Source organism: Pseudomonas sp. MIS38, assembly GCF_019891575.1.
Classification (GTDB): Bacteria; Pseudomonadota; Gammaproteobacteria; order Pseudomonadales; family Pseudomonadaceae; genus Aquipseudomonas; species Aquipseudomonas putida_A.
This window is the reverse complement of sequence record NZ_JAFLXF010000001.1, coordinates 299,580-322,936: the sequence shown is the minus strand read 5'-3', so window position 1 is coordinate 322,936 and position 23,357 is coordinate 299,580. Positions and strand designations below refer to the sequence as shown.

Sequence of the window (23,357 nt, the reverse complement as noted above, 5' to 3'; positions counted from 1 at the left end):
TGAAAAAGGGAGCCCGAAGGCTCCCTTTTTTTGTCGCTCAGCGTCGGATCAGAACAACACGCGGCTACGGATAGTACCGTTGACGTGTTGCAGCTTCTCTTGCGCCAGCTCCGAGTACTCGGCGTCGACGTCGATCACCACGTAACCGACTTTCTCGTTGGTCTGCAGGAACTGACCGGAGATGTTGATACCGTTTTCGGCGAAGACCTTGTTGATCTCGCTCATCACACCCGGGATGTTCTCGTGGATGTGCAGCAGACGGTGCTTGCCAGGGTGAGCCGGCAGGGCCACTTCCGGGAAGTTCACCGACGAAACGGATGTACCGTTGTCGCTGTACTTGACCAGTTTTTCCGCCACTTCCAGACCGATGTTGGCCTGCGCTTCGGCAGTCGAGCCACCGATGTGCGGGGTCAGGATCACGTTGTCCAGGCCACGCAGCGGGCTTTCGAACTCTTCGTCGTTGGAGCGTGGCTCCACCGGGAACACGTCGATGGCCGCGCCGATCAGGTGCTTGTCCTTGATCGCGTCCGCCAGGGCGTCCAGCTCGACCACGGTGCCGCGCGCGGCGTTGATCAGGATGCCGCCCTTCTTGATGGCGCGGATTTCCTTCTCGCCGATCATCCACTGGGTCGCCGCGGTTTCCGGAACGTGCAGGGTGACGATGTCGGACATGCCCAGCAGCTCGTGCAGGTTGCCGACCTGAGTAGCGTTGCCCAGCGGCAGCTTGGTCACGGTGTCGTAGAAGAACACCTGCATGCCCAGACCTTCAGCCAGAACCGACAGCTGCGTACCGATCGAGCCGTAGCCGACGATGCCGAGTTTCTTGCCACGGATCTCGAAGGAGTTGGCTGCGGATTTGATCCAGCCGCCACGGTGGCAGGAAGCGTTTTTCTCAGGGATGCCGCGCAGCAGCAGGATCGCTTCGGCCAGCACCAGTTCCGCGACGGAGCGGGTGTTGGAGTACGGCGCGTTGAACACGGCGATGCCGCGCTCGCGGGCAGCACTCAGGTCAACCTGGTTGGTGCCGATGCAGAAACAGCCGACCGCGACCAGCTTCTTCGCGTGATCGAAGATCTCTTCGGTCAGTTGGGTGCGCGAACGAATGCCGATGAAGTGAGCGTCAGCGATCTTTTCCTTGAGCTCGGCTTCCGGCAAGGAGCCTGTCAGGTATTCGATGCTGGTGTAGCCCGCCGCCTTGAGGACGTCGACAGCCGATTGGTGGACGCCTTCGAGAAGAAGGAACTTGATCTTGCTCTTATCGAGAGAAGTCTTGCTCATCTGCGTAAACCTGTATCCCGGAGAAAAATGGCAGGAAATGGTCAACAGACATTGACCTGGACGACAAGAAAGCCGTCACCGCAGAACTGGCCTTGGGCACTGGCCTGCGGGGTCGGTATGCTAGCATAGCCACCCCGCTAAACACTCATTCCTGCGACGTGAAGCGTCTTCAGGATGACCATGAATTGTTCGAGAGTTCTGTCGATGACCAATCCTGCCCTGATTGATGAACTGAAGACCCTGGTCGAGCCTGGCAAGGTCCTGACCGACGCCGACTCCCTGAACGCGTACGGCAAGGATTGGACCAAGCACTTCGCCCCCGCGCCGAGCGCCATCGTGTTTCCCAAGACCATCGAGCAGGTGCAGGCCATCGTCCGCTGGGCCAACACCCGTAAAGTGGCGCTGGTGCCGTCGGGCGGGCGCACCGGGCTGTCCGCTGCCGCCGTGGCCGCGAATGGCGAAGTGGTGGTGTCGTTCGACTACATGAACCAGATTCTCGACGTGAACCTCACCGACCGCACCGCCGTGTGTCAGCCGGGCGTGGTCACCGAGCACCTGCAGAACGTCGCCGAAGAAAACGGCCTGTACTACCCGGTGGACTTCGCTTCGGCCGGTTCCAGCCAGATTGGCGGCAATATCGGCACCAATGCCGGCGGGATCAAGGTGATTCGTTACGGCATGACCCGTAACTGGGTCGCCGGCCTGAAAGTGGTCACCGGCAAGGGCGATGTGCTGGAGCTGAACAAGGACCTGATCAAGAACGCCACCGGCTACGACCTGCGCCAGCTGTTCATCGGCGCTGAAGGCACCCTCGGTTTCGTGGTCGAGGCGACCATGCGTCTGGATCGCGCACCGAAAAACCTGACCGCCATGGTCCTCGGCACCGCCGACTTCGACTCGATCATGCCGGTGCTCCACGCCTTCCAGGGCAAGCTTGATCTGACCGCGTTCGAATTTTTCTCCGACAAGGCATTGGCCAAAGTGCTGGGGCGTGGCGACGTACCGGCGCCGTTCGAAACCGACTGCCCGTTCTACGCGCTGCTGGAATTCGAAGCGACCAGCGAAGCAGTGGCCAACACGGCGCTGGAAACCTTCGAACACTGCGTCGAGCAAGGCTGGGTGCTGGACGGTGTGATGAGCCAGAGCGAAACCCAGCTGCAGAACCTGTGGAAGCTGCGCGAGTACATCTCCGAGACCATCTCGCACTGGACGCCGTACAAGAACGACATCTCGGTCACCGTGTCGAAAGTCCCGGCATTCCTGCAGGAAATCGACGCGATCGTCGGCGAATACTACCCGGACTTCGAAATTGTCTGGTTCGGCCACATCGGCGACGGCAACCTGCACTTGAATATCCTCAAGCCGGATAACCTGAGCAAGGACGAGTTCTTCGCCAAGTGCGCGACCGTCAACAAGTGGGTGTTCGAAACCGTCGAGAAATATAACGGTTCGATCTCCGCCGAGCACGGCGTGGGCATGACCAAGCGCGACTACTTGACCTACAGCCGTTCTCCGGTCGAAATCGAGTACATGAAAGCGGTCAAAGCGGTGTTCGACCCGAACGGCATCATGAACCCGGGCAAGATCTTCGCGGTTTGATTGGCAATCCCTGATGAATCAATGAAGGCAGGAGTCGGTAAATGAGCTATCAGCACCAGTACGTCGACGGCACGCGCATTCACTTCCCGATCGGGAAAGTGGTGTGCATTGGCCGTAATTACGCCGAACACGCCAAGGAACTGGACAACCCGGTGCCTACCGAGCCGTTGCTGTTCATCAAGCCAGGCAGTTGCGTGGTGCCACTGGAAGGCGGTTTCAGCATTCCGACCGAGCGCGGTTCGGTGCACTACGAAGCGGAAATCGCCGTGTTGATCGGCAAGCCGCTGTCGACTAAGCCGAGCCGTGAAGAAGTGCTCGACGCGATCTCCGGGTTCGCCCCGGCGCTGGACCTGACCCTGCGTGACAAGCAGGCCGAGCTCAAGTCCAAGGGCCTGCCATGGGAAATCGCCAAGTCGTTCGACGGCGCGGCGGTGATTGCCCCGTTCGTGGTCGGCAGCACTTTCCCTGACCTGACCGACATCGGCATTCGCCTGACCATCAACGGCGAAGTACGCCAGGACGGCAACAGCAGCGCGATGCTCAACCCGATCGTGCCGATGATCCAGCACATGGCCGGCTGCTTCTCGCTGCAGGCCGGCGACGTGATCCTCACCGGCACGCCAGTGGGCGTCGGCCCGCTGAATGTCGGCGACGACATCGTGCTGGAACTGGTTGGCGCGAGCAGCTTCAGCAGCAGCGTGCGCTGACCGCGAAACTGCAACACCCTGTGGGAGATAGCCTGTTGTGGTGAGGGGATTTATCCCCGATGGCCTGCGCAGCAGTCCCAGCTTTGGGGCCGCTTCGCAGCCCATCGGGGATAAATCCCCTCACCACAGGGCTCACTCCTACATTGGCTCTGTGTCGCGGCTCGCAAAGCCGCACAACAATCCCGTCATTTGCCGTTTTTTTCACATCCTGTCCGGATAATTCCTCTCATTCTGGCGTCTGAGCCGGCCTCTTTGTGCTATTACCCATAGCCTGAATATTCGGAACGCGTCCCTGATGTCTGCTCACACCCAGCTCAAAACTTCCCGTCGTTCACGTTTTGCCCTGCGCTGGTATGTCTGGCTGTTGCTGGTGCTCGCTGTCGCTTATGGCGTGGCGCATATCATGCATTGGGACGACCGTGGCCTGCTGTGGCTGCGCGAGCGACTCGAGACTCAGGCCGAGCAGAAGGCAAGCATCTGGTTGCCGGATTATCGGGCGGTGATCGACGGCAAACTGCTGCCGGGCATGGAAAAGGACGAGGCCTCGGACCTGTCCTACAACCCGCAGACCAAAACCCTGTTTTCGGTGATGGGCAAGAATCCGTTTCTGGTCGAACTGACCCTGCAGGGTGATGTGCTGCGCAAGATGCCGCTGGTGGGCTGGAGCAATCCGGAGGGCGTGACCGTGATGGAAAACGGCCTGATGGCGATCGTCGATGAGCGCGAACACCTGCTGACCATCGTCAAGGTCGATGCCAACACCCGCGAGCTGAATATCGCCGACTTCCCGAAATACGACCTCGGCCCGTCGAAAAACCAGAACAAAGCGTTCGAGGCAATCACCTGGGATCCGCGCAACCAGCAGTTGCTGCTGGGCGAAGAGCGGCCGCCGGCGCTGTTCACCTGGAAAAGCGACGGCAGCCAGATCCTCAAGGGCGACAAGCAGAAGCTGGCCAATGATGAACTGGACATTCGCAACCTCTCGGCACTGGCCATCGACCCACGTACCGGCCACACCCTGGTGCTGTCCGCCGATTCGCACCTGTTGCTGGAACTGGACGAGAAGGGCGAGCAAGTCAGCTTCATGACCCTGCTTGGCGGTTTCAACGGATTGAAGAACACCATTCCCCGTGCCGAAGGCGTGACCATGGACGACGCCGGTACGCTGTACATGGTCAGCGAGCCGAACCTGTTCTATCGCTTCGAAAAGCAGAAATAACCACCTTTCACTAATCCTCATGTAGGAGCTGCCGCAGGCTGCGATCTTTTGCTTTTGTTTTTCAAGATCAAAAGATCGCAGCCTGCGGCAACTCCTACACAGGGTTGTCTTGTGGCCTGAGGCAAGTGGCCATTAAGCTTCAGTTCAGACAGGCGTGATATTTCATCCGCCTGTTTTGATCCCGAGCCTGCCTGAATGCGTCGACTTGCCCGCCCCAAGCCCCTGTTTATCATCCTGTCGGTTGTTGTCCTGATCGTGTTGATCGCGATCGGCCAATACCTGCGCCTGTTCGAGCGCGCCTGGTTCAATCTGCATACCTTGTGGCAGCCGTTGAGCAGCGAGGCCATTGGTCTGGATCAATACCGGGTCGAGGTCGAGGCCAGGATCATCGACGGCCTGAACGACGATGTTTCGGCGCTGACCTACGATCCGGTGCGCAAAAGCCTGTTCACCGTGACCAACAAGAATGCCGAGTTGGTCGAGTTGTCCCTCGACGGCAAAATCCTGCGGCGCATCGCGCTGATCGGCTTCGGCGATCCTGAAGCGGTGGAGTTCATCAGCGCCGACACCTATGTGATCACCGACGAGCGCCAGCAACGCCTGATCAAGGTGCATCTGGAGCGGGACACCACGTTCCTTGATGCGGCGGACGCTGAACAGATGACTCTGGGCGTGCACATGAGCGGCAACAAGGGCTTCGAAGGCCTGGCCTATGACTCGGTGGGCAAGCGCCTGTTCGTCGCCAAGGAACGTGATCCGATGCTGATTTATGAGGTGCACGGTTTTCCGCACTTCAACCCGGAAAAATCCTACGCGGTACACGTGGTCAACAACCCCAAGCGCGATGCCGGGATGTTCGTGCGCGATCTGTCGAGCCTGCAATACGACGAGCGCAGCGGCCATTTGCTGGCGCTGTCCGACGAGTCGGGGCTGATTCTGGAACTGGACGTGGACGGGCGGCCGTTGAGCACACTGTCACTGAACAAGGGGCGGCAGGGTTTACAGAAGAGCGTACCGCAGGCCGAGGGCATTGCGATGGATGACGATGGGACGTTGTATCTGGTGAGTGAACCGAACTTGTTTTACGTCTTCAAGAAACCTGCGCAAAACTGACTGACACCCCAAAAAACCAAATGTGGGAGCGGGCTTGCTCGCGAATGCGGTGTATCAGACAAATTAATGTATCTGACACACCGCATTCGCGAGCAAGCCCGCTCCCACAGGGGGTAACGCAATTACCCTCAAGAATGGGGCGGCCGGGCTTACTCAGCCTTCAGGGTTTTCACACCTTCGCTGGTGCCCAGCAGCAACAGATCCGCCGGACGCGCCGCGAACAGGCCATTGGTGACCACGCCGACGATCGCGTTGATCTGCGCTTCCAGCTCCACCGGGTTGGTGATCTGCAGGTTGAACACGTCGAGGATGATGTTGCCGTTGTCGGTCAGCACGCCTTCGCGGTACACCGGGTCGCCGCCCAGTTTCACCAGTTGGCGGGCGACGTGGCTGCGGGCCATCGGGATCACTTCGACCGGCAGCGGGAATTCGCCCAGCACCGGCACCAGTTTGCTGGCGTCGGCGATGCAGATGAAGGTCTTGGCCACGGCCGCGACGATCTTCTCGCGGGTCAGGGCGGCGCCGCCGCCCTTGATCAGGTTCAGGTGCGCGTCGCTCTCGTCGGCGCCGTCGACGTAGAACTCCAGGTCGCTGACCGTGTTCAGCTCATACACCGGAATCCCGTGGCCCTTGAGGCGCGCCGCAGTGGCTTCGGAGCTGGCGACCGCGCCATCGAACGCGCCCTTGTGCTGGGCCAGTGCATCGATGAAGCAGTTGGCGGTGGAGCCGGTGCCGACCCCGACGATGCTCTTGTCGTCGAGTTTCGGAAGGATGAAGTCGACAGCGGCCTGAGCCACTGCCTGTTTGAGTTGATCCTGGGTCATGCGGGCTCCGGAAGCGGGCAGGTGAGTACGGAAAGGCCGGCATTATAGGCCCCGCGACAAGGCAGGGGGAAACACTCCTGTGGTGAGGGGATTTATCCCCGATGGAGGGCGAAGCGCTCCCCAGCACTCCTCCCAAATATTGCGCTCTCAGGTTGACGACGGCTGCGCCGCCGATCGGGGATAAATCCCCTCACCACAATGAGGTTTACATCACAAACTGTTCGCCCCGGCTAAAACCCCCTGTTCAGTGTGGTCGTGCGCCCAAAAGCCGGGTTAGACTCGTCGGCCCCGCCCAATCGCCAGTGATGCTTTCCGATGCTCGAACAGTACGTCAAAAAGATCCTCACCTCGCGCGTTTATGACGTTGCCGTAGAAACCCCGCTGCAGAACGCTCGCCAGCTCTCCGAGCGGCTGGGCAATGACATCTGGCTCAAGCGTGAAGACTTGCAGCCGGTGTTCTCGTTCAAGATTCGCGGCGCGTACAACAAGTTGACCCAGCTGACTGACGAAGAGCGCGCCCGTGGCGTGGTTACCGCGTCGGCGGGCAACCATGCGCAAGGTCTGGCGCTGGCGGCGAAAGTGCTGGGCGTGAAAGCGACCATCGTGATGCCCAAGACCACCCCGGAGATCAAGGTCGAAGGCGTGCGTTCGCGCGGCGGCAAAGTGGTGCTGCACGGCGATTCCTTCCCGGAAGCCTTGGCGTACTCGCTGAAACTGGTCGATGAAAAGGGCTACGTCTACATCCACCCGTACGACGATCCACACACCATTGCCGGGCAGGGCACCGTGGCGATGGAAATTCTGCGCCAGCACCCGCAACCGCTGGACGCGATTTTCGTGCCGGTCGGCGGCGGCGGTCTGATTGCCGGTATTGCGGCGTACGTGAAATACCTGCGTCCGGACATCAAGGTCATCGGCGTCGAGCCGGACGACTCCAACTGCCTGCAAGCGGCCATGGCCGCCGGTGAGCGCGTGGTACTGCCGACCGTGGGCATTTTCGCCGACGGCGTGGCGGTGGCACAGATCGGCCAGCACACCTTTGACATCTGCAAAGACTACGTCGACGAAGTGATTACTGTCAGCACCGACGAGATCTGCGCGGCAATCAAGGATATTTACGACGATACCCGCTCGATCACCGAACCTGCCGGCGCCTTGGGCGTGGCCGGGATCAAGAAGTACGTCGAGTTGCGCGGCGTCAGTGGCCAGACCTTCGTCGCCATCGACTCCGGGGCCAACGTCAACTTCGATCGCCTGCGCCACGTCGCCGAGCGCGCCGAGCTGGGCGAGGGTCGCGAAGCGATCATCGCCGTGACCATCCCGGAACAGGCCGGCAGCTTCAAGGCGTTTTGCGAAGCGATCGGCAAGCGCCAGATCACCGAATTCAACTACCGCTACAACACCGGCAGCGAAGCACACATCTTCGTCGGCGTGCAGACGCACCCGGAAAACGACCCGCGCAGCGCGCTGCTGGCGAGTCTGACCGAGCAGGGTTTCCCGGTACTCGACCTGACCGACAACGAACTGGCCAAGTTGCATATTCGCCACATGGTCGGCGGCCACGCGGCGCACGTGATCGACGAAGTGGTGTTTCGCTTCGAATTCCCGGAGCGTCCGGGCGCGCTGTTCAACTTTCTCAACAAGCTCGGCGGGCGCTGGAACATCTCGATGTTCCACTATCGCAATCATGGCGCGGCGGATGGTCGTGTCGTCGCAGGCCTGCAAGTACCGCATGACGAGCGTCATCTGGTGCCGGCGGCACTTGAAGAAATCGGCTACCCGTACTGGGATGAAAGCGAGAACCCGGCCTATCAGCTGTTTCTTGGCTGAGCGGCTACGCTGATGGGCAGGCCATAAGGAAATCGAACAATGGAAACGTTAACTGCCCTGAAAACCGCGCACATGGTCGCCACCGTGGTGTTGCTGGCCAGTGCGCTGGGTTTGGGAGTCTGGGTTTTTCTGGCGCGCCGCAAAGGTGATGCAACGGCTGGCAGCCGCACCTTGCAACGGCCACGGGTGTTCATCTGGCTGTTGATGGGCCTGGCGCTGTTGAGCATGCCGTTTACCGGCTGGGGCATGGTGCATCTGGTCGGCTGGCCGCTGGGGCAGACCTGGCTGCTGGCTTCCAGCGTGCTGTACACCGTGGCGGCGCTGGCGTGGTTCTGGTTGCTGGTGCGGTTGAATCGCTTGCGCAAGGCGCCGGGCGGGGTTGGCAGGTTCACTTTTGCCTTGGCGTTATTCAGCTTTGTCTGCTTTATCGCCATTGCCGGGTTGATGGGCGCCAAGCCTGTTTAAGGCTTCACACCGCGTTGCCCCATTCGGGAGCAAGCCCCCTCCCACATTGGATTGGTGTTGTGAACACCATCTCCTGTGGGAGCGGGCTTGCTCGCGAAGGCCTAATCAGTCGCGCAACGAAATCACTGGCCACCCGCGCTTCTCGGCCTCGGCCTGCAGATTCGGATCCGGATCCACCGCCACCGGGTTCGCCACCTGCTCCAGCAGCGGCAAATCATTCATCGAATCACTATAGAAATAGCTGTCATCCAACGAATACCCAGTCTCCTCCAGCCAGCGATTCAGGCGCGTCACCTTGCCTTCGCGGAAGCACGGAATATCAGTACTGCGCCCGGTGTAGCGGCCATCGACCATCTCGCACTCGGTGGCGATCAGGGTTTCAACGCCCAGGCGCACGGCAATCGGGGCGGTGACGAAGCGGTTGGTGGCGGTGATGATCACCAGTTTGTCGCCGGCGTCGCGGTGCTGTTTGAGCAGTTCCAGCGCCTTGGGCAGCACGATCGGCTCGATGCAGTCGCGCATGTAGTCGTTGTGCCACTGTTCAAGCACGGCCATTTCGGTGCGGCCGAGGATTTCCAGGCAGAAGTTCAGGTACGCGGCGTTATCCAGTTGGCCGGCCAGGTAATCCTGATAGAACTCGTCGTTACGCTGCTTGTATGCAACCGGGTCGAGGAAGCCGCGTTCGCACAGATAGTCGCCCCAGGCGTGATCGCTGTCGCCGCCCAGAAGGGTGTTGTCCAAATCGAATAGAGCCAGGCGCATTGCAGTTACCCGCTGAAAAGTCAGTAAAAAGGCGACAAGAATACGGTCTTTTCACAAGAGTGCACATAAGGTAGGAACCTTCGTTGCCGCCTTATCAAGCTTTGTGGAACAATGCGGCGACATGCGTTTGCGAGGTTGTTGCCGTGATCGACCCCGATGGTTTCCGCCCCAATGTCGGGATCATTCTGACGAATGACGCCGGCCAGGTGCTATGGGCTCGCCGTATCAATCAAGATGCCTGGCAGTTTCCACAAGGGGGAATCAACCCCGAGGAGACGCCGGAGGACGCCTTGTACCGCGAGCTGAACGAAGAAGTTGGCCTGGAACGTGAAGATGTTGAAATACTGGCCTGTACTCGTGGCTGGTTGCGCTATCGTTTGCCGCAACGTCTGGTGCGTACCCACAGCCAACCGCTGTGCATCGGCCAGAAGCAGAAATGGTTTCTCCTGCGCCTGATCTCCAACGAGCAGCGGGTGCGGATGGATTTGACCGGTAAACCGGAGTTCGATGGCTGGCGCTGGGTCAGTTATTGGTATCCGTTGGGCCAGGTGGTGACATTCAAGCGCGAGGTGTATCGACGCGCCCTCAAAGAGCTTGCCCCGCGCCTTTTAGCGCGCGACTGACGACGGAGTTCGACCCCGAGCCATGCTCAATACGCTGCGCAAGATCGTCCAGGAAGTTAACTCCGCCAAGGATCTCAAGGCGGCGTTGGGGATTATTGTGTTGCGCGTCAAAGAGGCCATGGGCAGCCAGGTCTGCTCGGTCTACCTGCTTGATCCCGAGACCAACCGCTTCGTCCTGATGGCCACCGAGGGCTTGAACAAGCGCTCGATCGGCAAAGTCAGCATGGCACCCAACGAAGGTCTGGTGGGTCTGGTCGGCACGCGTGAAGAACCCCTGAACCTCGAAAACGCCGCGGATCACCCGCGCTACCGCTACTTCGCCGAGACCGGCGAGGAGCGCTACGCCTCCTTCCTCGGGGCGCCGATCATTCACCACCGCCGCGTCGTCGGCGTGTTGGTCATCCAGCAGAAAGAACGCCGCCAGTTCGATGAAGGTGAAGAAGCCTTCCTCGTGACCATGAGCGCGCAGCTCGCCGGCGTTATCGCCCACGCCGAGGCCACCGGCTCGATCCGTGGTCTGGGCAGACAGGGCAAGGGCATTCAGGAAGCCAAGTTCGTCGGCGTACCGGGCTCGCCGGGTGCGGCGGTCGGTACCGCGGTGGTCATGCTGCCGCCGGCGGACCTGGACGTTGTGCCAGATAAAACCATCACCGACATCGACGCCGAGCTGGCGCTGTTCAAGACCGCCATCGAAGGTGTGCGCGCCGACATGCGCGCGTTGTCCGCCAAGCTCGCGACCCAGCTGCGCCCGGAAGAGCGTGCGCTGTTCGACGTCTACCTGATGATGCTCGACGATGCCTCGCTGGGCAGCGAAATCACCACCGTGATCAAGACCGGCCAGTGGGCCCAGGGCGCGCTGCGTCAGGTGGTCACTGAGCACGTCAATCGTTTCGAACTGATGGACGACGCCTACCTGCGCGAGCGTGCGTCGGACGTCAAAGACCTCGGCCGCCGCCTGCTGGCCTACTTGCAGGAAGAGCGTCAGCAGAACCTGGTCTACCCGGAAAAAACCATTCTGGTCAGCGAAGAGCTGACGCCGGCGATGCTCGGCGAGGTGCCGGAAGGCACATTGGTCGGTCTGGTGTCGGTCCTCGGTTCGGGTAACTCGCACGTCGCGATCCTGGCCCGGGCCATGGGCATTCCGACGGTGATGGGTCTGGTTGACCTGCCGTACGCCAAGGTTGACGGCATCGAAGTGATCGTCGATGGCACCCGCGGCGAGGTCTACACCAACCCCAGCGATGTGCTGCGCAAGCAGTTTGCCGAGGTGGTCGAAGAAGAGAAACAACTGGCGCTGGGCCTCGACACCCTGCGTGATCTGCCGTGCGTGACCCTCGATGGCCACCGCATGCCGCTGTGGGTCAACACCGGGCTGCTGGCCGATGTGGCGCGGGCGCAGAAGCGCGGCGCCGAAGGTGTCGGCCTGTATCGCACCGAAGTGCCGTTCATGATCAACCAGCGCTTCCCGAGTGAAAAGGAACAGCTGGCGATCTACCGCGAGCAGCTCGCCGCGTTCCACCCGCAACCGGTGACCATGCGCAGCCTCGACATCGGCGGTGACAAGTCGCTGTCGTACTTCCCGATCAAGGAAGACAACCCGTTCCTCGGCTGGCGCGGGATTCGCGTGACCCTCGATCACCCGGAAATCTTCCTGGTGCAGACCCGCGCGATGCTCAAGGCCAGCGAAGGCCTGAACAACCTGCGGATCCTGCTGCCGATGATCTCCGGCACCCACGAACTCGAAGAAGCCTTGCACCTGATCCACCGGGCCTGGGGCGAAGTGCGCGACGAAGGCACCGACGTGCCGATGCCGCCGATCGGGGTGATGATTGAAATTCCGGCTGCGGTGTACCAGACCAAGGAGCTGGCGCGGCAGGTGGACTTCCTGTCGGTCGGCTCCAACGACCTGACCCAGTACCTGCTGGCGGTCGACCGCAACAACCCGCGAGTGGCCGACCTCTACGACTACCTGCACCCGGCGGTGCTGCAAGCCCTGCAAACCGTGGTCCGCGACGCGCATGCCGAAGGCAAACCGGTGAGCATCTGCGGTGAAATGGCCGGTGATCCGGCAGCGGCGGTGCTGTTGATGGCGATGGGCTTCGACAGCCTGTCGATGAACGCCACCAACTTGCCGAAAGTGAAGTGGATGCTGCGCCAGATCAACCTGAGCAAGGCCAAGGATCTGCTGGCGGAGCTGATGAAGATCGATAACCCGCAAGTTATCCACAGCTCGCTGCAACTGGCGCTGAAGAATCTCGGGTTGTCGAAGATGAATCCGCCGGCGGTCAACAAGGCTCTCTAAAACCTTGTGGGCCTCTTCGCGAGCAAGCCCGCTCCCACATTTGACCGAGTTCTACCTTTGGAATGTGGTCGAATGTGGGAGCGGGCTTGCTCGCGAAGGCGTCAGTTCAAACGCTGCTAAACAGCAATCTCCACCTCGCCCAAATGCCCGCCATACGGCCCAAAGCTGCGCTCGACCATTCGCCGCGTGCCGTCCGCCTGCACGATCAACGCCGTACTCGCCCGTGTCCCGTAACTTTGACTGGCAATAAACACACTCGACAGCAGTGATTCAGTGGCCAGCCCGACCCCGGTGTCCGGCAATTCGTTAAACGGCGCGGTCTGCGCATCGCTCAGTAACCCCAGCAGTCGCGCAGGCTGCGGATCATCCAAGACCGCGCTCAGGGCCACCTTGGCCTTGAGCAACTTCGGCCACGGCGTATCCAGCCCGGCATTCGATAGCCCGTAGACGCCCGGTTCGAGCATCACCGGTTCCGACGTCCGCGCATTGAAGTGCCACAGCTCATGGGCATTACCCAGCAGCAGGTTGAACCCGGCGTACTCCGGCGAGCGCGCGACCACATCGCTTAAGTAATCATCAATCGACGCATCGCCCGTGAGAAACCGCGCCACCAGTTCCCCTCGTGACTTGCGCGCCGGCGGCTGGTGCGGGTCGCGGATATTGGTCAGTGCGGCGAAACGTCCGTTGGCACCAATCCCCAGCCACGTGCCGCCAGCCTCAAGATCGCGGCCGGCATGCACATGCGGCGCGTCGGCCCATGGCGCCAGCGGCAGGCTCGGGCGGGCGTAGAACTCGTCACGGTTGGCCGCGACGATCAGCGGCTGGGCATGGCCCGGGCGCCAGGCGAAAACGATCAGGCACATAAGGTGGTCCTTGTGTGTTTTCTGCTCACTCTACGCAGTCGGCGTCCGTGCATCCATCGTCAGTGGAGCCAAAGGGCATGCATCCGTTACCATGCCGCTCCGGTTTTGGGGATGCGTCTGGGAGACGGTCATGGAATTTCTGCTCTATCTGGCGTTGGGCGCCTGTGCGGGCGTGCTGGCCGGGCTGTTCGGGGTGGGCGGCGGGATCATTATTGTCCCGGTGCTGGTGTTCAGTTTTACCTTGCAGGGATTCGATCAGTCGATCCTCACGCATCTGGCGGTAGGGACATCGCTGGCGACCATCATCTTCACTTCGGTCAACGCCGTGCGTGAACACCATCGACGTGGTGCGGTGCGCTGGCCGATCTTCATGTGGATGACCGTGGGTATTCTGCTCGGCGCCGGTTTTGGGGCGCTGACGGCCGAGGCGATTTCCGGGCCGAACCTGCAGAAGATCATCGGCGTGTTCGCCTTGGTGATTGCCGTGCAACTGGCGCTGGAGGTCAAACCCAAGGCCAGTCGAACGGTGCCGGGCAAACTCGGTCTGACCGTGGCCGGCAGTGTGATCGGCTGGGCCTCGGCGATTTTCGGAATCGGCGGCGGTTCGCTGACCGTGCCGTTCCTGACCTGGCGCAGCGTGCCGATGCAGCAGGCGGTGGCAACGTCGTCGGCCTGCGGTTTGCCGATTGCTGTGGCGAGTGCGTTAAGTTTCATGATTCTGGGCTGGCATGATCCGCTGTTGCCGCCGCATAGTCTCGGTTTTGTCTATTTGCCGGCGCTGCTGGGCATTGCCCTGACCAGCATGGTGTTCGCCCGTCTCGGCGCGCGCCTGGCCCACAGATTGTCGCCGCGCTTGCTGAAACGGCTGTTCGCCGCTTTGCTGTTCTGCGTGGGCCTGAATTTCCTGCTCTGATCCGCTGGGTCAGAACGGGCCGCAATCCTGGCTTAATCCTGAGGTGGCAGCGTCGCCCGGGAATTTTGGTTTCAACTCTAACGAGGAGTCGCAATGCTGCCTTACCCGCAGATCGACCCGGTGGCCCTGGCCATCGGTCCGCTGAAAATCCACTGGTACGGCCTGATGTACCTCGTCGGCATCGGCGGCGCATGGCTGCTGGCGTCGAGCCGGCTCAACCGTTTCGACCCGACCTGGACCAAGGAGAAGCTCTCCGATCTGGTGTTCTGGCTGTCGATGGGGGTGATTGTCGGTGGACGTCTGGGTTACGTGCTGTTCTATGATCTGAGCGCCTACATCGCCAACCCGACGCTGATTTTCGAAGTGTGGAAGGGCGGCATGTCGTTCCATGGCGGATTCATCGGGGTGATGCTCGCCGCGCTGTGGTTCGGCAAGCGTAACGGCAAGACCTTCTTCCAACTGATGGACTTTGTTGCGCCGATGGTGCCGATCGGTCTGGGTGCCGGGCGTATCGGCAACTTCATCAACGCCGAGCTGTGGGGCAAGCCGACCGACGTGCCGTGGGCGATGATCTTCCCGCCGTTCAGCGATCCGGCGCAGCTGCCGCGTCACCCGTCGCAGCTGTATCAGTTCGCGCTCGAAGGCGTGGCGCTGTTCCTGATCCTGTGGTTGTTCTCGCGTAAACCGCGTCCGACCATGGCCGTATCCGGCATGTTCGCGCTTTTTTACGGAATTTTCCGTTTTATTGTCGAGTTCGTCCGCGTTCCGGACGCGCAACTGGGCTACCTGGCCTGGAACTGGCTGACCATGGGTCAGGTGCTGTGCGTACCGATGATCGTCGGCGGTCTGTTCCTGATCTGGCTGGCCTATCGTCGTGCGCCGGCAGCGCCGCTCGCGCCGACCGCTTAAACTACGAACCCCGGCGCGCGACGCCGGGGCTCAAAGGACACAGGTAACTCATGAAGCAATATCTCGAACTGGTCTCGCACGTCATCCAGAACGGCACCAAACAGGCCAACCGCACCGGCATCAACACCATCAGTTTCCCGGGTGCGATGCTGCGTTTCGATCTGCAGGAAGGCTTTCCGGCGATCACCACCCGCAAGATGGCCTTCAAATCGGCCATCGGCGAGATGTGCGGTTTTCTGCGCGGCGTGAACAACGCCGCGGAATTCCGTGCGCTGGGCTGCAAGGTCTGGGATCAGAACGCCAACGAAAATGCGCAATGGCTGGCCAACCCGTTCCGTCAGGGCGAAGACGACCTCGGCGAAATCTACGGCGTGCAATGGCGCAAATGGCCGGCGTACAAGCAGATCCCGCTGAGCAACACTGCCGCCATCGAACAGACCCTGAGCAACGGCTACAAGCAGATCGCCCAGGGCGAAGAAGACGGCCAGGCTTATGTGGTGCTGTACAAAGCCATCGACCAGGTGCGCCAGTGCGTCGACACGATCATCAAGGATCCGGGCAGCCGCCGTATTCTGTTCCACGGCTGGAACGTCGCCCAGCTCGATGAAATGGCCCTGCCGCCATGTCATCTGCTGTACCAGTTCCACCCGAACGTCGAGACCAAAGAGATCTCCCTGACCCTGTACATCCGCTCCAACGACCTGGGCCTGGGCACGCCGTTCAACCTCACCGAAGGCGCTGCGCTGCTAAGCCTGATCGGGCGCCTGACCGGCTACACGCCGCGCTGGTTCACCTATTTCATCGGTGATGCGCATGTCTACGAGAACCACCTGGACATGCTCAACGAACAGCTCAAACGCGAGCCGTTCGCCATGCCGAAACTGAAAATCTCCGACCGCGTGCCGGAGTTTGCCAAGACCGGTGTGTACCAGCCGGAGTGGCTGGAGCTGGTCGAGCCGAGCGATTTCTCGCTGGAAGGCTATGAGCACCATGCGCCAATGACCGCGCCAATGGCGGTCTAAAAACTTCACGCAATACCTGGTGGGAGCGGGCTTGCTCGCGAATGCGGTGTATCAGTTAACGATGATGTCGACTGACACTCCGTCTTCGCGAGCAAGCCCGCTCCCACATTCGGTTCTGTGTAAGTCTCAGTGGCCGTGGCTACGGCCTACATGGGAGTGTTCGACTTCCGTCGCCACAACCCCGCCACTCACCTCCAGCCGCTGCAAAATCCCGCACTGATCCGCCCCCGGCCCTTCGCCACAGCGTTGGCGCAGGTCGAGCAGTTGTGTCTGCAACGCCAGCAACCCGTCAATCCGCGCCTTTACATGCTGGATATGCTCGTCGATCAGCGCATTGACGTTTTCGCACTGGTCCTGCGGGCTGTCGCGCAAGGTCAGCAGGCTGCGGATTTCTTCGAGGGTCATGTCGAGGGTGCGGCAGTTGCGGATGAAGGTCAGGCGTTCGGCGTGGGCGTGGGTGTAAACGCGGTAGTTACCGTCGCTGCGCGCCGGCTCCGGCAGCAGGTTTTCGCGCTCGTAATAGCGGATGGTTTCCACGGCGCAGTCGGTGAGTTTGGCCAGTTCTCCGATCTTCATGACGGCAATCTCCAAAAGGGTGCTTGACCCTATAGTGGCTACAGGGTCTTTACTTGGCAACAGGCACCTTCATGGACGCGACCAATGAGCGATTCCCAGCACACCCACAAGCCCGGCGACGGGCACGATCATAGCCACAGCCATAAATTGCAGCCTGTGCATAAGCACGAACATGGCGGCGATTCCTGCTGCGGGTCGAAAGCCGCAGCACCGGCACCGGTTCATTCGCACGAAGATTCTTGCTGCTCGTCGACAGTCGCCGCGCCTGCGTTGGTGCAACTGAGCGAAAAGACCAGCGCTGACGCCCGCCTGAGCAGTTTCCGCATCGAAGCGATGGACTGCCCGACCGAGCAGACGCTGATCCAGAACAAACTCGGCAAACTGGCCGGTGTGCAGCAACTAGAATTCAACCTGATCAACCGCGTGCTCGGCGTGACCCACAATCTGCCGGACACCGCGCCGATCACCGAGGCGATCACGTCTCTGGGCATGCACGCCGAACCACTGGAGGCGGGCATCGAAACCCCGGCCCCGGCGCCGGTGAAAAAACACTGGTGGCCACTGGCGCTGTCTGGCGTTGGTGCGCTGGCGGCTGAAGTGATCCACTTCACCAACGCCGCGCCGACCTGGGTGGTGGCGATCATTGCGCTGGTGTCGATCCTCAGCGGCGGCCTGACCACCTATAAAAAGGGCTGGATCGCCCTGAAGAACCGCAACCTCAACATCAACGCGCTGATGAGCATCGCGGTGACCGGTGCGGTGCTGATCGGGCAGTGGCCGGAAGCGGCGATGGTGATGTTCCTGTTCACCGTGGCCGAGCTGATCGAGGCGCGCTCGCTGGATCGTGCGCGCAATGCCATCAGCGGCCTGATGCAGATGACCCCGGAACAGGCCACGGTGCAGCAAGCCGACGGCAACTGGGTCGAACAAGAGGTCAAAAGCGTCGAACTCGGCGCCCGCGTGCGGGTAAAACCCGGCGAGCGCATTGCGCTGGACGGCGAGGTCGTCAGCGGCAGTTCGACCATCGATCAGGCGCCGATCACCGGTGAAAGCCTGCCGGTGGAGAAAACCATCGGCGACAAAGTCTTCGCCGGCACCATCAACCAGGCCGGTTCGCTGGAATACACGGTGACTGCGGCGGCGAACAACTCGACCCTGGCGCGGATCATCCACGCCGTCGAGCAGGCTCAGGGTGCGCGGGCGCCGACGCAGCGCTTCGTCGATCAGTTCTCGAAAATCTACACCCCGGTGGTGTTCGTGCTGGCGCTGGCCGTGGCGATCATTCCGCCGCTGTTTATGGGCGCGTTGTGGTTCGACTGGATCTACCGTGCGCTGGTGCTGCTGGTGGTGGCCTGCCCGTGCGCACTGGTGATCTCTACCCCGGTGACCATCGTCAGCGGCCTCGCAGCGGCGGCGCGCAAAGGCATTCTGGTCAAGGGCGGCGTGTACCTGGAGGGCGGCTTCAAGCTCGACTATCTGGCGCTGGACAAGACCGGCACCATCACTCATGGCAAACCGGTGCAGACCGATTACCTGTCGCTCGACCCAACCGCTGACGCCACTGCTCCGGCAATCGCCGCGGCGCTGGCCGGGCGTTCCGATCACCCGGTGTCGCTGGCGATCGCCAACGCCGCTGTGGATAAAAACCTCGCCGTGCTGACTGTGGATAACTTCGAAGCGCTGGCCGGTCGTGGCGTGAAGGGACAGGTCAACGGCCAGACCTATCACTTGGGCAACCATCGTCTGGTCGAGGAGCTGGGCCTGTGCTCGCCGCAACTGGAAGAGAAGCTGTTTGCGCTGGAGAAACAGGGCAAATCCGTGGTGTTGCTGCTCGACAGTTCTGGTCCGCTGGCGCTGTTCGCCGTGGCCGACACGGTCAAGGAGTCCAGCCGCGAAGCGATCCGCCAGTTGCACGCGCTGGGCGTGAAAACCATGATGCTCACCGGTGACAACGTGCACACCGCGCAGGCGATTGCCGCGCAGGTCGGCATCGATCAGGCCAAGGGCGACTTGCTGCCAACCGACAAGCTGCTAGCCATCGAAGCGCTTTATGCACAGGGTCATCGGGTGGGCATGGTTGGCGACGGCATCAACGACGCCCCGGCACTGGCCCGCGCCGAGATCGGTTTCGCCATGGCGGCCGCCGGCACCGACACCGCGATTGAAACCGCCGATGTCGCCCTGATGGACGACGATCTGCGCAAGATCCCGGCGTTCATCAGTCTGTCGCGTGACACCGCGAGCATCCTGAAACAGAACATCGCCTTGGCACTGGTGATCAAGGCTATCTTTCTTGGGGTAACCTTCGCCGGACTCGCCACCATGTGGATGGCGGTGTTCGCCGACATGGGCGTGAGCCTGCTGGTGGTGTTCAACGGTTTGCGCCTGCTGCGTAAATAAACGATGAGGGATGGTTGTGCTGAGTGCCGAGCTGAAAGCGTTTTATATGGTCGCCCGCCTGGGCAGCATTACGCTGGCGGCGAAAAAGCTCGGCCTCAGCCAACCCACCGTGACCACGCAGATTCGTAATCTGGAAAGTCAGTACTCGGTGGAACTGTTCTACCGTGGCGGCCGACGCTTGAGTGTCAGCGACGAAGGCGCGCGGTTGCTGCCGATGGTCAAGGCGCTGTTGCAGCAGGAGGCCGATATCGAGTTCTTCCTGCGCAACAGCGGTCAGGTGCAGGGCACGTTGCGCATCGCTGCCACTGCGCCGTATTACATCCTCGATCTGGTGAAGACCTTCCGCGAGCGTCTGCCGCAGGTGGAAGTATCGGTGGAGATCGGCAACTCGCAGCAGGTGCTCGAAGCGCTGGAGGATTACCGGGTCGATGTCGCCGCGTCGTCGCAGTTGCTTGAGGACGCGCGGTTGATTCGCCGGGTATTGGGCAGCGATCCACTGGTGCTGGCGGTGCATCGCAATCATCCGCTGGCGACGCAGGAGCATGTGGCGTTGAGTGCGCTGGCCGGGCATACGTTGTTGATGCGCGAGTCGGGTTCGACCACCCGCCGTTTGACCGAGGAGTTGCTGCAAAACGCCGGGGTCAGTTTCGGCCCGTTGCTGGAGATCGGCAGCCGCGAGTCGATCCGCGAGGCGGTGCTGCGCAATATCGGCATCAGCATCATTGCCCGCCAGGAAGTGCCGCACGATCCGCAGTTGCGGGTGCTGACCATCGAGAATGCGCCGCAGATTCCCGAGTATCTGTATTGCCTCAAGGAGCGCAAGGGTGCGCGGTTGCCGGCGGCGTTTCTTGGCCTGGCCCAAGAGATGTCCCCGGCCTGATTTCTTCAGTGCACATATGGGCCTCTTCGCGAGCAAGCCCGCTCCCACATTGGATGTGTGTTGTGAACACTGTCCCCGTGTGGGAGCGGGCTTGCTCGCGAAGGCGTCAGACCAGGCAACCCATGACTTGAAACCTGAACCAAAATCCCCGAATACCACTATCAGCCGTTTTTGCCCTACTGCCACATGACGGACGCATTACAACTCTAGGATTGGCCCCATCAGCTTGATGAGGTCTGTCCATGAATCCTGCAATCGCAACTGCCCTGACCAACCCCGGTGCGCCGATGAAAGTGCGCGGCGTGCAGAAACGCTTCGGCGCGTTCACCGCGCTGGATAACGTCTCCCTCGATGTCGCGGCCGGTGAGCTGGTGTGTCTGCTCGGCCCGTCGGGCTGTGGCAAGACCACGCTGCTGCGCTGCATCGCCGGGCTGGAGAAGCAGGACAGCGGCGAGTTGTACCTCGGTGACCGCGATGTTTCGCACCTCGCGCCGCAGGCCCGGGATTACGGGATTCTGTTCCAGTCCTACGCGCTGTTCCCCAATCTGACCGTCGAAGCGAACATTGCCTACGGCCTCGCCGGCAGCGGTCGCGACGAAGTACGCCGTCGCGTCGGGCAGATGCTGGAACTGGTCGGCCTCACCGGCAGTGAGAAAAAGTACCCGGGTCAATTGTCCGGCGGCCAGCAACAGCGGGTTGCCCTGGCTCGCGCCCTGGCCCCGGCGCCGTCGCTGCTATTGCTCGACGAACCGATGTCGGCCCTCGACGCCCGCGTCCGTGAGCATCTGTGCACCGAGCTGCGCCAACTGCAGCGCAACCTCGGCATCACCACCCTGATGGTCACGCACAATCAGGACGAAGCCATGCTGATGGCCGACCGCATCGCCGTGATGAACAACGGCCGCGTCGAGCAATACGCTACCCCGCAGGAAATCTACAACCGCCCGGCCACGCCATTCGTGGCCGAGTTCGTCGGGCAGGGCAACTGGCTGCCGTTCCAGCGCAGCAGCGCCAGTCACGCCCGGGTTGGAGGGATGGATGTGCGTCTGGCCGATGGTAGCGTCAGCGGCGCTTCGGGCCGACTGTTCTGCCGCCCGGAAGCAATCAGCGTCAATCCGTTGGTGCACGAAGAAAACCTGTTTCCGGCGAAAGTCCGTGAGATCACCTTTCTCGGTAATCGCTGCCGCATGAGCTTCGAACTCGACCAATTGCCGGGCCACGCGCTGCTTGCTGAACTGGCGCCGGAAGCCATGCCACGCCTTGGCGCCCAGCAGATCATGGTCGCCTTGCCGCCGCGCAGCCTGCAGGTGTTCGCCTGATGAGCGCGAACATCGCACTGCCGCTACCGCACAAGCAGGCGCGGCGAGTGTCCGGGGCCGAGGTCGGTGACCGGATCTTCGTCCTCGGCGGCAAACTCCTGCTGCTATTGCTACTCGGTGTCGCTGTGCTGCTGCCGTTGCTGGCGATCTTCTGGCGCGGCTTCAGCAGCGAGGCCGGGCAGGGCGGTGGCTGGCTCGCCGCCAAGGAACTGGTGAGCAGCGCGAATTTCCACTGGCTGCTCGGCAACAGCCTGAAAGTTTCCCTCAGCGTCGCGGCCATCGTCGTACCGCTGGCCTACCTGTTTGCCTACGCCCTGCAACGTACATTGATTCCAGCCAAGGGCATCTGGCGCGGGATTTCCCTGCTGCCATTGATGGCGCCATCGATGCTGCCGGGTATCGCATTGGTCTATCTGTTCGGCAACCAGGGCATGTTGCGCGGGCTGCTCTCGGACAATATCTACGGTTTCTGGGGCATTGTGCTGGGTGAGGTGATCTACACCTTTCCCCATGCGCTGATGATTCTGCTGTCGGCGCTGTCGCTGGCCGATGCGCGGCTGTTCGATGCGGCGTCGAGCATGGGCGCCAGTCCGGCGAAAGCCTTTCGCAGCATCACCTGGCCGGCGACCCGGCAGGCAGTGTTCGCCGCGTTCTGCTTGGTGTTCACCCTGACCATCACAGATTTCGGCGTGCCGGTGGTGGTCGGTGGCGACTATCAAGTGCTGGCGCTGGAAGCCTACAAAGCCGTGGTCGGCCAGCAACAATTCGGTCGCGGGGCGCTGATCGGCATGGTGCTGTTGCTGCCGGCGCTGTTCAGCTTCGGCGTCGATGCCTGGTTGCGTCGGCGTCACGGCGATTCCATGAGCGGCCGCGCCCAGGTGTTCAAACCGGCGCCGTCGAAGCGGCGCGATGCCTGCTATCTGGCGATTGTTTTGTTGATCAGCGCGGCGCTGCTGCTGGTGTTCGGCATGGCAGTGTTTTCGTCGCTGGTGAAGTTCTGGCCGTACAACCTGTCGCTGTCGCTCAATCACTACCAGTTCAACGAGACCGCCGGCGGTGGCTGGCTGGCGTACAGCAACAGCTTGAAGATGGCGCTGGGCACGGCGCTGATTGGCAGCGTGCTGATCTTCACTGGCGCTTACCTGATGGAGAAAACCCGCAGCCAACGCGGCCTCAACCTGACGTTGCGCATGCTCAGTTTCATCCCGATGGCAGTGCCGGGGCTGGTGCTTGGCCTGGGTTACGTCTTTTTCTTCAACCTCAGCGGCAACCCGCTGCACGTGCTGTACGGCACGATGACCCTGCTGATCGTCTGCACCATTGCGCACTATTTGACCACCGCGCAAATGACCGCGACCACCGCGCTGCGCCAGCTCGACGCCGAGTTCGAAGCCGCCGCGCTGTCGCTCAAGGCGCCGCTGTACCGCCATTACCTGCGCGTCACCGTGCCGATCTGCCTGCCGGCGCTACTGGACATCGTGCGCTACCTGTTCGTCTCGGCGATGACCACGGTGTCGGCGGCGATCTTCCTCTACAGCCCCGACACCATCCTCGCGGCGGTCGCGGTGCTGAACATGGATGACGCCGGCAACGTCGGCGGCGCGGCAGCGATGTCGACCCTGATTCTGTTCACCTCGGCAGGCGTGTCCTTGCTGCTGGCGTGGGCTTCGCGCGGCTTGCTGCGCCGTTCCCAGGCCTGGCGGCAAACCGCGCCCGGTCACTGATTGACGACTTATCCCTACAGCCTCAACTC

20 protein-coding genes are annotated in these 23,357 nt (G+C 61.5%); 15 read left to right on the top strand and 5 right to left on the bottom strand.

Annotated features, from left to right (window positions below):
- Positions 1-48 precede the first annotated feature (48 nt).
- Positions 49-1,278, bottom strand: a complete 1,230-nt coding sequence (gene serA, locus J1G18_RS01430; RefSeq protein ID WP_003229219.1) for a phosphoglycerate dehydrogenase — start codon at positions 1,276-1,278, stop codon at positions 49-51.
- Positions 1,279-1,482: 204 nt separating this feature from the next.
- On the opposite strand from serA, the gene J1G18_RS01425 reads away from it, so the two are divergent.
- The 4 genes from J1G18_RS01425 to J1G18_RS01410 all read left to right on the top strand — a co-directional run bounded on the left by J1G18_RS01425 (position 1,483) and on the right by J1G18_RS01410 (position 5,916).
- Positions 1,483-2,877, top strand: coding sequence for an FAD-binding oxidoreductase (locus J1G18_RS01425; protein ID WP_223006985.1), 1,395 nt, complete (start codon positions 1,483-1,485; stop codon positions 2,875-2,877).
- A gap of 41 nt (positions 2,878-2,918) precedes the next feature.
- Entirely contained in the window at positions 2,919-3,584 is a 666-nt protein-coding gene (locus J1G18_RS01420) for a fumarylacetoacetate hydrolase family protein (protein ID WP_027610530.1), read from the top strand.
- Between the two features lie 295 nt (positions 3,585-3,879).
- A complete protein-coding gene (locus tag J1G18_RS01415; RefSeq protein ID WP_223006984.1) occupies positions 3,880-4,803 on the top strand; it encodes an SdiA-regulated domain-containing protein in 924 nt (307 codons plus the stop codon).
- Positions 4,804-4,998: 195 nt separating this feature from the next.
- Positions 4,999-5,916 (top strand): SdiA-regulated domain-containing protein, encoded by a 918-nt coding sequence (locus J1G18_RS01410; RefSeq protein ID WP_223006983.1) that lies wholly within the window; start codon positions 4,999-5,001, stop codon positions 5,914-5,916.
- A gap of 149 nt (positions 5,917-6,065) precedes the next feature.
- Here J1G18_RS01410 and rpiA read toward each other — a convergent pair whose 3' ends face one another.
- Positions 6,066-6,740 (bottom strand): ribose-5-phosphate isomerase RpiA, encoded by a 675-nt coding sequence (rpiA, locus tag J1G18_RS01405; protein ID WP_007913886.1) that lies wholly within the window; start codon positions 6,738-6,740, stop codon positions 6,066-6,068.
- 315 nt (positions 6,741-7,055) lie between these two features.
- Between rpiA and ilvA the strand changes: the two genes are divergently transcribed.
- A complete protein-coding gene (gene ilvA / locus J1G18_RS01400) occupies positions 7,056-8,570 on the top strand; it encodes a threonine ammonia-lyase, biosynthetic (protein WP_027610533.1) in 1,515 nt (504 codons plus the stop codon).
- A gap of 39 nt (positions 8,571-8,609) precedes the next feature.
- Entirely contained in the window at positions 8,610-9,035 is a 426-nt protein-coding gene (locus J1G18_RS01395; RefSeq protein WP_098966127.1) for a DUF2269 domain-containing protein, read from the top strand.
- Positions 9,036-9,140: 105 nt separating this feature from the next.
- On the opposite strand, the gene J1G18_RS01390 is transcribed toward J1G18_RS01395, so the two are convergent.
- Positions 9,141-9,797 carry an HAD family hydrolase gene (locus tag J1G18_RS01390; protein WP_223006982.1) on the bottom strand — a complete coding sequence of 219 codons (657 nt, stop codon included), beginning with the start codon at positions 9,795-9,797 and terminating at the stop codon, positions 9,141-9,143.
- Between the two features lie 143 nt (positions 9,798-9,940).
- Between J1G18_RS01390 and J1G18_RS01385 the strand changes: the two genes are divergently transcribed.
- Together J1G18_RS01385 and ptsP are read left to right on the top strand one after the other, a co-directional pair.
- Positions 9,941-10,420: an RNA pyrophosphohydrolase gene (locus J1G18_RS01385; protein ID WP_003229203.1), complete on the top strand. Its 480-nt coding sequence runs from the start codon at positions 9,941-9,943 to the stop codon at positions 10,418-10,420.
- A 22-nt stretch (positions 10,421-10,442) separates the two neighbouring features.
- Positions 10,443-12,722 carry a phosphoenolpyruvate--protein phosphotransferase gene (gene ptsP / locus J1G18_RS01380; protein WP_047596633.1) on the top strand — a complete coding sequence of 760 codons (2,280 nt, stop codon included), beginning with the start codon at positions 10,443-10,445 and terminating at the stop codon, positions 12,720-12,722.
- A gap of 116 nt (positions 12,723-12,838) precedes the next feature.
- Here the strand turns inward: ptsP and J1G18_RS01375 are convergent, their stop codons facing one another.
- Positions 12,839-13,585, bottom strand: coding sequence for an NRDE family protein (locus J1G18_RS01375; RefSeq protein WP_210556406.1), 747 nt, complete (start codon positions 13,583-13,585; stop codon positions 12,839-12,841).
- Positions 13,586-13,715: 130 nt separating this feature from the next.
- Here J1G18_RS01375 and J1G18_RS01370 point away from each other — a divergent pair, with 130 nt between their 5' ends.
- The 3 genes from J1G18_RS01370 (at position 13,716) to J1G18_RS01360 (ending at position 16,429) form a co-directional block, all read left to right on the top strand.
- Entirely contained in the window at positions 13,716-14,498 is a 783-nt protein-coding gene (locus J1G18_RS01370; protein WP_027610537.1) for a sulfite exporter TauE/SafE family protein, read from the top strand.
- A 93-nt stretch (positions 14,499-14,591) separates the two neighbouring features.
- The gene (gene lgt / locus J1G18_RS01365; protein WP_007965581.1) at positions 14,592-15,407 is read left to right on the top strand and encodes a prolipoprotein diacylglyceryl transferase; all 816 of its coding nucleotides are present in this window, start codon (positions 14,592-14,594) and stop codon (positions 15,405-15,407) included.
- 50 nt (positions 15,408-15,457) lie between these two features.
- Positions 15,458-16,429: a thymidylate synthase gene (locus J1G18_RS01360; protein ID WP_047596629.1), complete on the top strand. Its 972-nt coding sequence runs from the start codon at positions 15,458-15,460 to the stop codon at positions 16,427-16,429.
- Positions 16,430-16,555: 126 nt separating this feature from the next.
- Here the strand turns inward: J1G18_RS01360 and cadR are convergent, their stop codons facing one another.
- On the bottom strand, positions 16,556-17,005 hold the full coding sequence (gene cadR / locus J1G18_RS01355) for a Cd(II)/Pb(II)-responsive transcriptional regulator (RefSeq protein WP_098966121.1): 450 nt from the start codon (positions 17,003-17,005) through the stop codon (positions 16,556-16,558).
- A gap of 84 nt (positions 17,006-17,089) precedes the next feature.
- On the opposite strand from cadR, the gene J1G18_RS01350 reads away from it, so the two are divergent.
- The 4 genes from J1G18_RS01350 to J1G18_RS01335 all read left to right on the top strand — a co-directional run bounded on the left by J1G18_RS01350 (position 17,090) and on the right by J1G18_RS01335 (position 23,328).
- Positions 17,090-19,405, top strand: a complete 2,316-nt coding sequence (locus J1G18_RS01350) for a heavy metal translocating P-type ATPase (protein WP_223006981.1) — start codon at positions 17,090-17,092, stop codon at positions 19,403-19,405.
- A 16-nt stretch (positions 19,406-19,421) separates the two neighbouring features.
- Complete coding sequence (locus tag J1G18_RS01345) at positions 19,422-20,285, top strand: LysR family transcriptional regulator (protein ID WP_223007104.1); 864 nt, start codon at positions 19,422-19,424, stop codon at positions 20,283-20,285.
- Positions 20,286-20,527: 242 nt separating this feature from the next.
- The gene (locus tag J1G18_RS01340) at positions 20,528-21,604 is read left to right on the top strand and encodes a putative 2-aminoethylphosphonate ABC transporter ATP-binding protein (RefSeq protein WP_003229183.1); all 1,077 of its coding nucleotides are present in this window, start codon (positions 20,528-20,530) and stop codon (positions 21,602-21,604) included.
- Complete coding sequence (locus tag J1G18_RS01335; protein ID WP_135296783.1) at positions 21,604-23,328, top strand: putative 2-aminoethylphosphonate ABC transporter permease subunit; 1,725 nt, start codon at positions 21,604-21,606, stop codon at positions 23,326-23,328. The genes J1G18_RS01340 and J1G18_RS01335 overlap by 1 nt, the downstream gene beginning before the upstream one ends.
- Positions 23,329-23,357 lie beyond the last annotated feature (29 nt).

Bases quoted from the DNA above. Each gene is read 5' to 3' on its own strand.
- serA (WP_003229219.1), bottom strand. From the start codon at position 1,278: ATGAGCAAGACTTCTCTCGATAAGAGCAAGATCAAGTTCCTTCTTCTC.
- J1G18_RS01425 (WP_223006985.1), top strand. From the start codon at position 1,483: ATGACCAATCCTGCCCTGATTGATGAACTGAAGACCCTGGTCGAGCCT.
- J1G18_RS01420 (WP_027610530.1), top strand. From the start codon at position 2,919: ATGAGCTATCAGCACCAGTACGTCGACGGCACGCGCATTCACTTCCCG.
- J1G18_RS01415 (WP_223006984.1), top strand. From the start codon at position 3,880: ATGTCTGCTCACACCCAGCTCAAAACTTCCCGTCGTTCACGTTTTGCC.
- J1G18_RS01410 (WP_223006983.1), top strand. From the start codon at position 4,999: ATGCGTCGACTTGCCCGCCCCAAGCCCCTGTTTATCATCCTGTCGGTT.
- rpiA (WP_007913886.1), bottom strand. From the start codon at position 6,740: ATGACCCAGGATCAACTCAAACAGGCAGTGGCTCAGGCCGCTGTCGAC.
- ilvA (WP_027610533.1), top strand. From the start codon at position 7,056: ATGCTCGAACAGTACGTCAAAAAGATCCTCACCTCGCGCGTTTATGAC.
- J1G18_RS01395 (WP_098966127.1), top strand. From the start codon at position 8,610: ATGGAAACGTTAACTGCCCTGAAAACCGCGCACATGGTCGCCACCGTG.
- J1G18_RS01390 (WP_223006982.1), bottom strand. From the start codon at position 9,797: ATGCGCCTGGCTCTATTCGATTTGGACAACACCCTTCTGGGCGGCGAC.
- ptsP (WP_047596633.1), top strand. From the start codon at position 10,443: ATGCTCAATACGCTGCGCAAGATCGTCCAGGAAGTTAACTCCGCCAAG.
- J1G18_RS01375 (WP_210556406.1), bottom strand. From the start codon at position 13,585: ATGTGCCTGATCGTTTTCGCCTGGCGCCCGGGCCATGCCCAGCCGCTG.
- J1G18_RS01370 (WP_027610537.1), top strand. From the start codon at position 13,716: ATGGAATTTCTGCTCTATCTGGCGTTGGGCGCCTGTGCGGGCGTGCTG.
- lgt (WP_007965581.1), top strand. From the start codon at position 14,592: ATGCTGCCTTACCCGCAGATCGACCCGGTGGCCCTGGCCATCGGTCCG.
- J1G18_RS01360 (WP_047596629.1), top strand. From the start codon at position 15,458: ATGAAGCAATATCTCGAACTGGTCTCGCACGTCATCCAGAACGGCACC.
- cadR (WP_098966121.1), bottom strand. From the start codon at position 17,005: ATGAAGATCGGAGAACTGGCCAAACTCACCGACTGCGCCGTGGAAACC.
- J1G18_RS01350 (WP_223006981.1), top strand. From the start codon at position 17,090: ATGAGCGATTCCCAGCACACCCACAAGCCCGGCGACGGGCACGATCAT.
- J1G18_RS01340 (WP_003229183.1), top strand. From the start codon at position 20,528: ATGAATCCTGCAATCGCAACTGCCCTGACCAACCCCGGTGCGCCGATG.
- J1G18_RS01335 (WP_135296783.1), top strand. From the start codon at position 21,604: ATGAGCGCGAACATCGCACTGCCGCTACCGCACAAGCAGGCGCGGCGA.